We start from the raw sequence: 13,217 nt of genomic DNA, 5'->3' as shown, positions 1-13,217 counted from the left end.
TTGTCCTGATTTAAATTTAATCCACTATATTCTCGGCTGATTATTCGACCGCCCTCTTGCCGCAGACGTTCCCACTACGGACGGAACACGTTTTCAGACGACCTTTTTACTTTTCAAATATTCCGTCAGCCCGCGCTCGCGCAACACGCAGCTCGGGCATTCGTGGCAGCCGCCGACGATGCCGTTGTAGCAGGTGTGGGTCTGCTCGCGGATGTAGTCGAGCGCGCCCAGTTCGTCCGCCAGCGCCCAAGTTTGCGCTTTGGTCAGGTACATCAGCGGGGTGTGGATTTGGAAGGCGTAATCCATCGCCAGATTGAGGGTAACGTTCATGGATTTGACGAACACGTCGCGGCAGTCGGGGTAGCCGGAGAAGTCGGTTTCGCACACGCCCGCGATGATGTGCCTGATGCCCTGTCCTTTGGCGTAGATGGCGGCGTAGAGCAGGAACAGGGCGTTGCGTCCGTCCACGAAGGTATTGGGCAGGCCGTCTGAAGCGGTTTCGATGGCGGCGGTGTCGTCCATCAGGGCGTTGTGCGTAATCTGCTGCATCAGGCTCAAGTCGAGTACGGTTTGTTTGACGCCCAAATCCTGCGCGATCCAGCGGGCGCGTTCCAGCTCGACGGCGTGGCGTTGCCCGTATTGGAAGGTGATGGCTTGGACGTTTTCGCGCCCGTAGGTTTGAAGCGCCTGAATCAGGCAGGTGGTGGAATCCTGTCCGCCGGAGAAGATGACCAAGGCTTGTTGGTTTTGCATGGTGAATCCTAGTTTTGGTAACGCGGGAGGTTTGCGAACCGCGTGGTGGGAAAGTTGACGGATTATAACGGATTTCGTCTATAATCGCGGCACTTCGTTTTTTCATACGGCATAATTATGAGCATCTACGCCCTTAAACCCAAATTCCAAAACCTGCTGCGCCCGCTGGTGCGCGCTCTTTATAACCGCGGTGTAACCGCCAATCAGGTTACGCTGGCGGCTTGCGCGGTGTCGGTCGCGGTCGGGCTGCTGCTGTCGCTCGGCGCGCAGGTTCCCGCCTTGTTTTGGCTGTTGCCCGTGTGGCTGTTCGTCCGTATGGCGTTGAACGCGGTGGACGGAATGCTGGCGCGCGAGTTCGGTCAGCAGTCGGCATTGGGCGGTTATCTGAACGAAATCACCGATGTTGCCGCCGATGCCGCACTGTATCTGCCTTTCGCCTTTATCGCCCCGTTTGACGGCGCACAAATCGGCCTGTTTGTCTGGCTGGCGGCGATGACCGAATTTTGCGGCGTGTTGGGGCAGGTACACGGCAACGGGCGGCGTTATGACGGGCCGTTCGGCAAGAGCGACCGCGCGTTCTTTATCGGCGTACTGGCGGTATGGTATGCGGTGGCAGGCAGCTTCCATGCGGTTTTCTACGTCGTCATGTGGCTGGCTTGCGCGGCACTGGTTTACACTTGCTATAAGCGCGTCGTCAACGGCTTAAAGGTCGTCTGAAACCCATTTCCCCATCTTTTACTCACTTTATAAAACGAAAATATCATGCAAAAAACATCGCACACCATTACTTTGCTGCTCACGGTTTTCATTGCCGCACTCATCGTCTGGTCGGGCATCAACCCGTCCGACCGCGCCGTTTGGTACGCCGAAATCATCCCTGTTTCCATCGTATTTATCGCGCTTGTTGCCACTTACCGCCTGTTCCGCTTTAGCAATCTGGCTTATGTATTCATGAGCTTCTGGCTGATTATGCACACCATCGGCGCGCACTATACCTTCGCCGATGTCCCCTTCGATTGGGCAAACCGCCTGCTTGCGCCGTTTTTAGGCGAAGGGCGCAACCATTTCGACCGCGTCGGCCACTACATTATCGGTTTCTACGCCTATCCAATGGCGGAGTGGCTGTTGCGCCGCAAACTCTGCCGCCCCGCGCTTGCCCTGTTTTTCTCCTTGTTCTTCATCATGAGCGTGGCGGCGGCTTACGAAATCATCGAATGGCAGTATGCGGTGATCGACGGCGGCGAAGCGGGGCTGGAAGTGCTCGGTTCGCAAGGCGATATTTGGGACGCGCAAAAAGACATGCTCGCCGATACGCTGGGCGCGCTGACTTCGCTGGTGGTGTTTATGCTTACACGGCCAGACAAACGATTGAACGCAAGCTGATAGCCCTTGGGCAATAGTGAAAAGGTCGTCTGAAACCATGATTCGGTTTCAGACGACCTTTCTTTTGTCGCTGAATCATATGTCGCTGAATCATAATCGGCAGGCTTTATAGTGGAATTAACATAAATCAGGACAAGGCGACGAAGCCGCAGACAGTACAGGTAGTACGGTAAGGAGAGGTAACGCCGTACTGGTTTAAAGTTAATCCACTATACATCCGCCGCTTTCGCGGAAGGATACCAATCAAAACGAGGCAATGCCGTATCGGTTTGGATGGGGTAGTCATTCGCCAAAAAAAGGTCGTCTGAAACCTTAAATCTCCGTTTCAGACGACCTTTAATCAGCTTTAAAACTACTGTTTACCAAGTTGGCTGTAATCCACCAACATATATTTGGCAGTAATTTTCTGCGAGGCATTGCCTTCGTCGCCCATCAGAATCATCTGCGGCTTGCCGTTGACCGTAATCGAATCGACGGCTTCGACGTTGGTGATGTGTTGCAGGTTAGGCAGTGAGATTTTTTGCGGCTCGTCGGTCGGGTTGCCGCTCCAAGTCCACAGTTGCGAGAATTTCTGACCGTTTTCATCCTTCACTTCGTTGGCGATGACGTAGTTTTTCAACACGGGGTCGTAGTTGATGGAACGGATACCGCCGCCGTCGATGTCGAGGATGGCGACTTCGTCAAACTCAGGCTTGGCGTTGCGCTCGAACACGTCTTTCGGGTTGCTGATGAATGCCACCAGCGCCATATTGTTGAACTCAGGATCACGGAAGCCCAAGACGAGGCGTTTCTTCACAGGGTCGAACGCCATGCCTTCGATATTGATTTCTTCAAAGGAAACTTCGGCTTTGGTGCGTTCGCGGATGAGGTCGTGCAATTTGTGGTCGGTTTCCAAAACCTGCGTCAGATTGTCGTAGCTGGTCAGCCCCAACACATTACCGTCTTGGATTTTAAAGCGCATCAGGTGTTCGCGGTCGGGCGAGCGGTTGCCTTTGCGGGTGCGCGAGTGCGAAGTGAGCGCGTAGATAAAGCCTTCATCGTCGCGCGCCAATGCTTCCAAGTCGCTCAGGCGGCGTTTGAAGCCGGTGATCACGCGTGTATCCAAGGCCTCGTCTTCGATAAATCTGCCTGACGGATCGATGCTGACGATGCTGAACGCGTGATTCGGTTCGTCTTCGGCAATCAACAGTTTGCCGTCGGGAAGCTGTTGCACGGCGGATGGTTCATACACGCCGTTGAACATATTAATACCCAAAGAGCGCAGCTCTGCCGCATTGTTGGCAGGTTGGGTCAGCAGCGAAGGCAGCGTCTTCACGCCGATAAACGCCGCCAGCGAAGCCAAAAGCCCCCAACGGAATACGGCATAGGACAGGTTGATGTATTTGAATTGTTTGTCCGCCAGCAGGCCCAGCCAGTAAAGATGATCGCTCATCTTTTGATAGACTTGTTTGCGGTCGCCCATAATCTCCTGCATCATTTCCCAATATTGGTCTTTTTGCACCTTCACACGGTCTTCGTAAATCAGGATATTGGGCTGGCTGCCGCTGAAAAAGCGCGTTTGGGTGCTGCTGAGGCGGGTTCTCAAATCACGCAGTTTGGCGCGCCCGCGGAAGAAATCCTTGACCCAAGCGCGCGCCGCCTGCATTTTGCCGATACGTTCAGGCGAAGCGGACAGCAGCGCGAACACAATGGACGCGGCGGCGGTAATCATAAACGTACTTGCCGGAATCAGAAATTCGGGTGACGATGAAAAAATAAATGCGCCCGAAATCATCAGCGCAGACACGATAAAACCGTTGAGCGAAATCATAATGTTCGCCTTGGTCGCCGCCAGCGCGAGCAGCTCCATCTCCGAACGCACGGCGTTGCGGAACATGGTTTCCACGCCTTTGTTCGTACCCAAAAGATCGGAAGGCGGCACATCGGCGGCTTGTTTTTTCTTCTTCGCCTTGTCTTTTTTGTCTTTCTTTTTCTTTTTGGGCTTTTCAGACGACGTCTCAATGCCTTCAAGGATGATGTTATCCGTCACGGCCTCTTCGGCATTGCTGTCTTGTTGATGGTCTGCAGTTTCAGGCTCCGCAGCTTCTTCAACTTTTAAAGTTTCTTCAGCTTTCACGGCTTCTTCAATGTTTACAGCTTCTTCAGTTTTTAATGTTTCTTCACCCTTATCAAACGCTTCTTCTGAATCTTCCCAAACTTCGGAAACAGGCTGCGGCGCATCGGGATCGGGTCGTTCGAAAGGTTTCTCCCAGTCAGAAACCGTATTTTGCGGCTCTTGCCCTTTTTTATTTTTATCGTGGAAATCCATGTTTATCCTCCGTTTGAGTGAATCAATTTAAATGGAAAGGGAAAAGCGTTTTTTAGTTCCTCTGATTCGGGGAATTTACACAACGTCATACATTATCAATAAAAACATTACACTTTTTGGGATAATCATGTTTGTAATGATTAAGCCGGAAATCCAAGTTCTTCTTCAACAAAAACTGCCGCCAAACGGGCAGTTTGCGGCAGTTGTAACGTATCGTTTATCAGTAGTCGATACGCTCTTTGATGATTCTCAAGTCGGGGTAAGACAATTTGATGTCGTATTCGCGTCCGCCTTTGTAGGCTTCTACGTCCAATACAGGTCTGCCACGATAGTCGTCGGCGTCGATGTCGTGAACGCGATAACCGCGTTGCTCAAGCATTCTGATGGCTTTGGTACGGTTTTGTTCAAAATTTTTGTCGCTGTAAATTTGGTGTTCGATGTAATCGTTGGCACCTGCGACAGCAGCGGATAAAGCGACGATGGCGGTCAATAATAATTTTTTCATGTTCGACTTCCTTTCGAAATGTGTCATTGGGGTTTTGATGAGTGTATTAAAACACGGCAAAATTAGCAGTCATTTAGCACTTCGTTAAACGTAGTAAAGGTCGTCTGAAACGTTTCAGACGACCTTTTGTTGCTTCTTTCCGTCATTTCCTTTATCCGTTTATCAGATAACGATTGCATAAATTCAGAGTGTCATGATACCGTTCAAAAATATGACTATCAGGAGTTTTTCATGTCCGAGCAACAAAAATACTTTTCTACCCAAGACGGCACTTCGCTTTTCTACCGCTACCGACCCGCTGCCGACGGTTCGGCCGATAAAGCCATCGTGCTGTTCCACCGCGGCCACGAGCATTCCGGCCGGATGATGTTTGTTGCCGACGAACTCGGTTTCGACGATTTTGCCTATTTCGCATGGGACGCGCGCGGTCATGGGCACAGCCCCGGCGAACGCGGCGACAGCCCCAGTATCGGTACTTCCGTTGCCGATGTGGACGACTTTATCCGCCACATCCAAAGCGAATACGGCATCAAACCTGAAAACATCTGCGTGATCGCGCAAAGCGTCGGCGCGGTATTGGTGTCCACTTGGCTGCACGACTACGCGCCGAAAATCCGCTGCGCCGTATTGGCGTCGCCCGCATTCAAAGTCAAACTCTACGTTCCTTTTGCCCGCACCGGCCTGAAAATCATGCAGAAATGGCGCGGTAATTTCTTTGTAAACAGCTACGTCAAAGCCCACTACCTGACCCACAACCAAGAACGCCAAACCAGCTACGACAACGATCCGCTCATCGCCCGCGCCATTTCCGTGCGCATCCTGCTCGGTTTGTATGAGGCTGCCGAACGCGTCGTCGCCGATGCGCAGGCGATTACCACGCCCTTGCAGCTTTTGATTTCCGACAGCGACTGGGTTGTTCACCACAAACCGCAACACGATTTCTACAACCGTTTGGGCAGCCGCATCAAAGAACGCCATATCCTGCCCGGTTTCTATCACGACACATTGGGCGAACAAAACCGCGAAATCGCCTTTGTCGAAATGCGCCGCTTTATCCGCGAACGTTTCAATCAGCCTTTATATCAAGTCGATTTGACCCAAGCCCACCTGCACGGCGAAAGCCGCCGCGAAGCCGACGAACTGGCCACGCCTTTGCCTATTTGTTCGCCGCGCGGCGCATTTTGGGCGGTTTACCGAGCTGCCCTCGACCTCGGCGCGCGCTGGAGCGAAGGTTTGAAAATCGGCAAGGAAACCGGCTACGACTCCGGCAGCACGCTCGATTATGTGTACCGCAACCAGCCGCAGGGCAGCAACGCCTTTGGTGTGGCGGTGGATAAACACTATCTCAACGCCATCGGCTGGCGCGGTATCCGCCAACGTAAAATCAATATCGGCAAAGCGATTCAGACGGCCTCTGCCAAGCTGCGCGAAGCGGGCAAACCCGTACATGTTCTCGATATTGCCTCGGGGCACGGCCGCTATGTGCTCGACGCGCTGACTGCCGACACGCTGCCCGATTCCGTGCGCCTGCGCGATTACAGTCCGATTAACGTTGAAGCCGGACGCAAGCTGATTGCCGAACGCGGTCTGCAAGACACGGTTACCTTCGACGAAGTCAATGCCTACGACCGCGCCAATTATCAGGATTTGCAGCCCCGTCCTACGCTGGGCATCGTTTCCGGCCTGCATGAATTGTTTGCCGACAACGATTTGATTTTGAACTCGCTCTATGGCTTCGGCGATGCGATTGAAACAGGCGGTTACCTGATTTACACCGGCCAGCCGTGGCATCCGCAGCTCGAAATGATTGCGCGCGCGCTGACCAGCCACAAAGCAGGCAGCCCAAACTGGGTGATGCGCCGCCGCAGCCAGCAGGAAATGGATCAGCTTGTAGAAAAAGCCGGTTTTGAAAAAATCCATCAGTGGATAGACGAAGACGGCATCTTTACCGTAAGTCTGGCTGTGAAGAAATAAAAAGAGGAGTTGATGAATCACTACCGTTTCTCGCGTAGCGAAACATTTTTAGGTTGTTATAGTGGAATTAACATAAATCAGGACAAGGCGACGAAGCCGTAGACAGTACAGATAGTACGGAACCGATTCACTTGGTGCTTCAGCACCTTAGAGAATCGTTCTCTTTGAGCTAAGGCGAGGTGACGCCGTCCTGGTTTAAAGTTAATCCACTATACGTGCGAGGAACGGAAGTTGTGCAGATATGCAACAGTTTCAAAATTTGTCTGGAAACAGATAAAACGAAAGGTCGTCTGAAACCTTGTTTCGGTTTTCAGACGACCTCGAAGAAACTTAAATCGTTGCTTTAAATTAACGATCGATGTTAACAGGTTCGCAGTTTTTCACGATGAAGCGGTTTTGTGCATCGCTGACGCCCACGACTTCGGAAGTGGTGTGGGTGTTGCGGTCGATGTAACCGGCAGACATAGAGAAGCCGCGTTTGTTGGTGAAGGTAGTGCCGGTACTGTCAGAGCGGCGTTTGTCAACGCGCAGGCTGATTTGTTTGCCGGCTGCATTTGCAGAAGCGCCTACTGCATTGCCTTTACGGTCGAATTCATAAACGACATTCAGTTTTTTACCGTTGTCGCATTTGTAAGGAACATAGCCTGCAGGAGCGGCGGCGGCAGTCATGGAAACACCGGCGGTCAGAACGGCTACAACAGCGGCAGATAAGAGTTTCATCTGGTATTACTCCATAAAGTAAAAAAGAGTGATGTGTGGCGTGGACTATCCGGCGCCATCCTTGCTTTGTTTTGAAAGCAGGACATATTTTATCCGTTCCGAAGAAATATACAATATGCCCATATGCAAAGCTATACAAAGAAATTTTCGGGAAAAGTTATTACGCTTGTACAAATTTTAATAAGGTGAAGTTTCATAATGAAAAAATTACTTACATTACTAATTCTTTCCGCATTTTCATCCGCCTGTTATGTCGCTGCGGCTGACTGGACGCCGTTGTTGCAGTCTATGAAGAAAGGCTGCGCTGTTGATTTCGATGCCTTGCCTTATGGAAAGTCCGATATCGGCAAACTGCCTGCCCAATACCGCGCCTCCGTTGCCCGCAGCCGGAGCAGGCAGACAGAGTCGGATGGTGAAGCATTAACTATTGAATTGAAAAATTCTGTTGCTTTTGGACAGCCCTTGTCCGCCTTAATCATCGAATCCGGTGAAGGATACGGCCATGTCAAAATGAAGTTTGCCCGAAATGCCGATATGTCTAAGCTTATTCCCTTATTTACCACACCAACCGATAAACGGCACGGTATGTTGGCAGCGGGTAGGGTGCAGAATTTTTGTGTCAAAGGCGCAAACAGGACGTTGAAGCAATACCAGTCTTCACAACATCACTGGCGCGCCGTTTCGTCCGATGGTCCGTGGCAGGAATTCCGTTACCATCCAAAAGAAAACGTTTTATCCTGCCTGAATTCCGATCATTATGGCGATGAAGTGGAATGCACTAGATAAAACATGAAACCTACGCTGAAAACTTCTCTACTCAAACTTGCTTTGGTCGGCATACTTTTTTATGCCAGCTACAGTTTGTCCAACCATTACGCGGCATCGCTGACCTATGTGCCGGAAGTCGCTTTTGCGTGGGAGCGCGGCATTCCGTTTTGGGAATGGACGATTTTGCCTTATTGGTCGCTGAACCTCATGTATGCAGCGGCATTTTTCCTTTGTCGAGATACGCGTGAGCAAAACCGCTATGTCGCACGGCTGGTATCAGCGCAAATTGTCGCCACTACTTGCTTTATGCTGTTCCCGCTGCATTTCGGCTGGCCGAAGCCGCCTACCGACGGGCTGTGGGGCGTGATGTTTGATTCATTGGTCGCATTTGATTTGCCGTACAACCAATCTCCGTCACTGCATATCGCGCTGTCTATCATTGTCGGTGCGTTTTATTGGACGCGGTTTCCCAAAATCCGATTGCCGATTTTGCTGTGGCAAAGCCTGATTGCTTTGTCGGTACTGACGACTTACCAACACCATTTTATTGACGTGCCGACCGGCGCGCTGCTGGGATGGCTGGTGCTGTGGGCCATACCGCAACACGGCGTATCGCCTTTCAGACGGCCTTTTGATACTCAAGGCCGTCTGAAAACGAGCGAAGCAAGTTTCCGCGAAGCCAAAACTCCCCCCGAAACACGTTCCCGCGAAATCAAAATCGCCATGCTGTATCTGGCGGGCGCGGTATTGTCGGCTCTGCCTTCCTTGTTCGGCGGTGCGTGGTTGTGGATGTTATGGGTCAGCGTGTCGCTATCGGTAGTCGCTTTCGCCTATCTGACCGGCAATGCGGCGGTGTTCCAAAAACAGGCAGACGGCAGGCTGTCGGCTGCGGCAACAATTTTGCTGATGCCTTATCTGGCGGGCGTTCGGCTGAACATGGCGTACTGGCTGCGTGGCAAGGCGAAGACGGCGCGGGTTCGTGATGATGTGTTGATTGGCAGTATCTCAGGGGTTGCGGAGATGCAGCATTGTGGCGGAGTTTTGGGGAAAAAAACGGCATCTGCTGCGTTAAAAATGCTCGCAAGGTGTTCAACCTTGCTGCGCTTTTTGCCTTGCATCTACCATTTTTTGCCACAAAAATCCGCTTCACAAGCTAAATCTCCGCACCCCCTGGCAATTTCAGACGACCTCCCCGCCGTATTGGACGTATGCGCCGAATATCCCCGCCCCCGTTATCGTGGCGCATACCGCGTTCTGCCGTTATTGGACATGGTGGTGCCGTCTGAAAACGATTTGGTGCAGGCGGCTTTGTTGCTGGAAGCATTGCGCCGGCAACACGGCAAGGTTCTGACCTGTTGCGCGCTGGGCTACGGACGCAGCGCGGCGGTGGTGCTTACTTGGCTGCTGGTTTACGGCGGCTGTCGGGATTTGGCGCAGGCAACGGCGGAACTGAAACAAGCTCGCCCGCAGATGGTGCTGCCGCCGGAAACGGCAAAAGCAATAGAAGCGGCGGCAGGTCGTCTGAAAACGAGCGAAGCGAGTTTCTGCGAAGCTAAAACGAACGCAGAGAGTTTCGCCAAAACGAGCAAAGCGAGTTTTGGCGACGCTAATCGAGATAGCGAAGATAAGTAGATGAAAAAATCAAGCTGAGCAAATCATTCTCTATTGAGCTTGTGCAAGGCAATGCAGTCCTAGTTTAAAGTAAATTCACGATACGACGACTCATCTGTGCCGAACCAAAGTAAGGAGGGAATCTTATGACTGAAAGCTACCGCCCCGTTACGTTTTACACTTTATCCCTGCTGATTCCGTGGACATTATGGTTTGCTGCCGCCTACATCAGCCACCGTCCTGATGCTGTTGAGTACCAGTGGGCACAGGCTGCATTAGGGCTGGCCGGGCTGTTCGCCCCCATGCTCGTGGCGGCATTCATGTTGTACAAACAGCCCAAATTATGGACGGACGCGAAACACCGCCTGTTCCGCCTGACAGGTTTTCCCAAGCGATACCTGCTCGCTGCCGCACTGCTCGGTCCGGTTACCTTGGTGCTGGCGCAACTCATTTCCATCGCTTTCGGACACAGTTGGGCGCAGTTTCACATTTCGGGACATCCGTCATTTACGTCCGCCTTGCTGTCGCCATGGTTCATGCTCCTCATTTCGCCTGTTGCCGAAGAATTGGCGTGGCACAGCTATGGCACCGACGCGCTCACGGCACGCAGAAGCCTGTTTGTCGCATCCTTGCTATTTGCTGTGTATTGGGCGTTTTGGCACATGCCGCTTGCCTTCGTCAAAGGCTATTACCACAGCCAAATCGTTTCCGAAGGCGCACTCTACACGGTTAATTTCGTGGTCAGCATGTTTGTCTTCGTCCTATTGATGAACTGGTTGTACGCCAAAAGCGGGCGCAGCATCGCCGTGGCGACGATATTCCACCTGTGCGCCAATCTGGGTAACGAGATTTTCGCCACCCACCCTGTCAGCAAGGTTATTCAGACGGCCATTTTGTCGGCAGTAGCCATTTATATTTTGATTGCAGAAAAGAATTTGTTTTTAGGTAAGCCTGTGCCATCCCGATAACAAATTCAGACGACCCTTGGACATGATATGCCCCGAAAGACGGTTTCCATACTAAAAAGGAATGTGAATGGACAATTCCACTGACAGCCTGATTACCGCCCGCCTGCTTGCCACCGCCCGCTATACCGCCGTGCTCAACGTCTTGCTATTCGCTTTGTCCGCGCAACGCGGCGGCGCGTGGTCGGCGGTGCAGCTTGTCTTGGCGGCGGCGCTGTTGTACTACCACATCCGCATCGAATTCGACCGCCGCGTGTTCCAAGATTTTGCCGACGGCCGCTATACGCCCGAAGCCTTCGACCAAACTTTGCGGCAAACCGGCTTGCGCCGCGTTTCGGACGACCCCCCCATGCCGGAGCGTGTGGCGGGCGCGATTGCCTTGTGGCGCAAAAGCCTTTACCTGACCGCTGCACAAGCGGCAGTTTCCCTTATCCAAATCCTCTGATGTCATGAAAAATTTTCTTAAAAAACAACTTGCATGGCTGACCGACCAAGCATTGTGCCTGTCGGTATCCTTTCTCACCGGCGTCCGCCCCAAAAGCCCGCGCGAGCTGGCGTTCAATCCGCAGCAGAAAGTGTATTACGCCAATCACGGCAGCCACGGCGATTTTTTGCTGGTGTGGATTTCCCTGCCGCGCCGCTGGCGGCTTTCGACGCGTCCCGTTGCCGGCTCGGATTACTGGCTGACCAACAAACTCAAGCGTTTCATCATCCAAAACGTCTTCAACGCGCTCTTGATTCCGCGCCACAGCGACAATCCGCAGTCGATTACCGAACAGATGAACCACGCGCTCCAAGCGGGCGATTCGCTGATTATCTTCCCCGAAGGCACACGCAATACGGATGAAAACGAAATCCTGCTCCCCTTCAAATCAGGCATTTACCATTTGGCAAAGAGTAAGCCCGACACCGAGTTTGTGCCGATATGGATAGACAACATCAACCGCGTCCTGCCTAAAGGCAAAGTGTTGCCCGTGCCGTTGTTGTGCGAAGTCCACATCGGCGAACCGCTGACCCTGCGCGAAGGTGAAGACAAAGACACTTTCCTGATGCGCACCCGCGAAGCCTTGCTGGCATTGAGGTCGTCTGAAAATGAGTGCAACGAGTCTCAACAAAACAAAGGAGCTGTATCGTGAGCTTTGTTAACACGTCCAGCCAAATCATTACCCAACAAACCGCCGCCCATCTGACCCCGCAGGCAGGCTATATCTTTACCGGCGTATTTGCCATATTGATTTTCGCCAGCATCGTCGGGCAATGGCTGAAACGCAAAAACGGCGCAGACAATGCCACCATCTCCAACCTCAACGCCCGCATTTACGCTTGGTGGCTGATGACGCTGGTACTGCTGGTCGCATTTTGGTTCGGTAAAACGGGGACGGTGGCGCTGTTTTTCCTGATTTCGTTTGCCGCTTTGCGCGAATTTATGACCCTCGTCTATCGCCGCCGTAGCGACTATTACAGCATGGTGGTGTGTTTCTACCTTCTGCTGCCGGTGCAATATTATTTCGTCTATGACGGCTGGTACGGCATGTTTAGCATTTTCATCCCCGTGTACGGGTTTTTGGTGTTGCCGATTATTGCCAGCCTGAGCGGTCAAACCGCCCATTTCCTCGAACGCGCCGCCAAAACGCAGTGGATGTCGATGATTTGTATCTTCTGCCTTTCACACGTTCCCGCCCTGATGTTCCTGAACTTGGACGATTTCAACAGCAGCGGCAATATCCTGTTGCTGATGTTTCTGATTTTCGTGGTGCAAGCTTCGGACGTGTTGCAATACGTTTGGGGCAAACTGGTCGGCGGTGCCAAAATCATGCCTTCGCTTTCTCCATCCAAAACCATATCCGGTACGGTCGGCGGCATTTTGTCTGCCACCGCGCTCGCCGCGCTGCTGTCGCCGATAACGCCGTTTAGCCACGGTCAAGCCGCCGCTATCGGTTTCGTCATCTGCCTGATGGGTTTCTTCGGCGGGCTGGTGATGTCCGCCATCAAACGCGACTACGGCGTCAAAGATTGGGGCAACATGATACGCGGCCACGGCGGTATGCTCGACCGTGTAGATTCCATCTGCTTCGCCGCTCCAGTGTTCTTCCACATTGTCCGGTATTATTGGAACGGTTGAATCTGCTGTTGATCGTTCTGCTTGAAGCCATGCAAAAAGGTCGTCTGAAAACCCAAATCCAAGTTTCAGACGACCTTATAGTGGATTAACTTTAAATCAGGACAAGGC

At 52.4% G+C, this 13,217-nt stretch carries 13 protein-coding genes and 1 pseudogene; 10 read left to right on the top strand and 4 right to left on the bottom strand.

Annotated elements, in window-relative coordinates; genetic code table 11:
* Nucleotides 1–93 precede the first annotated feature (93 nt).
* Nucleotides 94–753, bottom strand: a complete 660-nt coding sequence (gene queC / locus HMPREF3277_RS05050; RefSeq protein WP_070870226.1) for a 7-cyano-7-deazaguanine synthase QueC — start codon at nucleotides 751–753, stop codon at nucleotides 94–96.
* A gap of 117 nt (nucleotides 754–870) precedes the next feature.
* Between queC and HMPREF3277_RS05045 the strand changes: the two genes are divergently transcribed.
* The 3 genes and pseudogenes from HMPREF3277_RS05045 to HMPREF3277_RS15230 all read left to right on the top strand — a co-directional run.
* Entirely contained in the window at nucleotides 871–1,470 is a 600-nt protein-coding gene (locus HMPREF3277_RS05045) for a CDP-alcohol phosphatidyltransferase family protein (protein ID WP_070870225.1), read from the top strand.
* 45 nt (nucleotides 1,471–1,515) lie between these two features.
* The gene (locus HMPREF3277_RS05040; protein ID WP_070870224.1) at nucleotides 1,516–2,136 is read left to right on the top strand and encodes a DUF2238 domain-containing protein; all 621 of its coding nucleotides are present in this window, start codon (nucleotides 1,516–1,518) and stop codon (nucleotides 2,134–2,136) included.
* Between the two features lie 107 nt (nucleotides 2,137–2,243).
* A pseudogene (locus HMPREF3277_RS15230) lies at nucleotides 2,244–2,306 on the top strand (transposase); the annotation flags it as partial.
* A 182-nt stretch (nucleotides 2,307–2,488) separates the two neighbouring features.
* Here HMPREF3277_RS15230 and HMPREF3277_RS05035 read toward each other — a convergent pair.
* Together HMPREF3277_RS05035 and HMPREF3277_RS05030 are read right to left on the bottom strand one after the other, a co-directional pair.
* A complete protein-coding gene (locus HMPREF3277_RS05035) occupies nucleotides 2,489–4,444 on the bottom strand; it encodes a Pycsar system effector family protein (protein ID WP_070870223.1) in 1,956 nt (651 codons plus the stop codon).
* Nucleotides 4,445–4,664: 220 nt separating this feature from the next.
* The gene (locus tag HMPREF3277_RS05030; RefSeq protein WP_039406898.1) at nucleotides 4,665–4,949 is read right to left on the bottom strand and encodes a PepSY domain-containing protein; all 285 of its coding nucleotides are present in this window, start codon (nucleotides 4,947–4,949) and stop codon (nucleotides 4,665–4,667) included.
* Nucleotides 4,950–5,180: 231 nt separating this feature from the next.
* On the opposite strand from HMPREF3277_RS05030, the gene HMPREF3277_RS05025 reads away from it, so the two are divergent.
* Nucleotides 5,181–6,923: a bifunctional alpha/beta hydrolase/class I SAM-dependent methyltransferase gene (locus HMPREF3277_RS05025; RefSeq protein ID WP_070870222.1), complete on the top strand. Its 1,743-nt coding sequence runs from the start codon at nucleotides 5,181–5,183 to the stop codon at nucleotides 6,921–6,923.
* Nucleotides 6,924–7,271: 348 nt separating this feature from the next.
* Here the strand turns inward: HMPREF3277_RS05025 and HMPREF3277_RS05020 are convergent, their stop codons facing one another.
* The gene (locus HMPREF3277_RS05020; protein WP_003755076.1) at nucleotides 7,272–7,643 is read right to left on the bottom strand and encodes an ACP-like domain-containing protein; all 372 of its coding nucleotides are present in this window, start codon (nucleotides 7,641–7,643) and stop codon (nucleotides 7,272–7,274) included.
* 198 nt (nucleotides 7,644–7,841) lie between these two features.
* On the opposite strand from HMPREF3277_RS05020, the gene HMPREF3277_RS05015 reads away from it, so the two are divergent.
* The 6 genes from HMPREF3277_RS05015 to HMPREF3277_RS04990 all read left to right on the top strand — a co-directional run bounded on the left by HMPREF3277_RS05015 (nucleotide 7,842) and on the right by HMPREF3277_RS04990 (nucleotide 13,109).
* Nucleotides 7,842–8,429: a hypothetical protein gene (locus HMPREF3277_RS05015; protein ID WP_070870221.1), complete on the top strand. Its 588-nt coding sequence runs from the start codon at nucleotides 7,842–7,844 to the stop codon at nucleotides 8,427–8,429.
* A 3-nt stretch (nucleotides 8,430–8,432) separates the two neighbouring features.
* Nucleotides 8,433–10,043, top strand: a complete 1,611-nt coding sequence (locus HMPREF3277_RS05010) for a phosphatase PAP2/dual specificity phosphatase family protein (protein WP_070870220.1) — start codon at nucleotides 8,433–8,435, stop codon at nucleotides 10,041–10,043.
* 125 nt (nucleotides 10,044–10,168) lie between these two features.
* Entirely contained in the window at nucleotides 10,169–10,990 is an 822-nt protein-coding gene (locus HMPREF3277_RS05005; RefSeq protein WP_070870219.1) for a CPBP family intramembrane glutamic endopeptidase, read from the top strand.
* Nucleotides 10,991–11,057: 67 nt separating this feature from the next.
* Nucleotides 11,058–11,432 carry a hypothetical protein gene (locus HMPREF3277_RS05000; protein WP_070870218.1) on the top strand — a complete coding sequence of 125 codons (375 nt, stop codon included), beginning with the start codon at nucleotides 11,058–11,060 and terminating at the stop codon, nucleotides 11,430–11,432.
* Between the two features lie 4 nt (nucleotides 11,433–11,436).
* Nucleotides 11,437–12,123, top strand: a complete 687-nt coding sequence (locus HMPREF3277_RS04995) for a lysophospholipid acyltransferase family protein (protein ID WP_070774291.1) — start codon at nucleotides 11,437–11,439, stop codon at nucleotides 12,121–12,123.
* Entirely contained in the window at nucleotides 12,120–13,109 is a 990-nt protein-coding gene (locus tag HMPREF3277_RS04990) for a phosphatidate cytidylyltransferase (RefSeq protein WP_070870217.1), read from the top strand. Before HMPREF3277_RS04995 ends, HMPREF3277_RS04990 begins: the two co-directional genes overlap by 4 nt.
* The last annotated feature ends 108 nt before the right edge of the window (nucleotides 13,110–13,217 follow it).

This window comes from Neisseria sp. HMSC70E02, from assembly GCF_001838645.1.
In the GTDB taxonomy this organism is placed as follows: Bacteria; Pseudomonadota; Gammaproteobacteria; order Burkholderiales; family Neisseriaceae; genus Neisseria; species Neisseria macacae.
The sequence above is the reverse complement of the archived record's forward strand: the minus strand, read 5'-3'. Positions and strand labels throughout refer to the sequence as shown.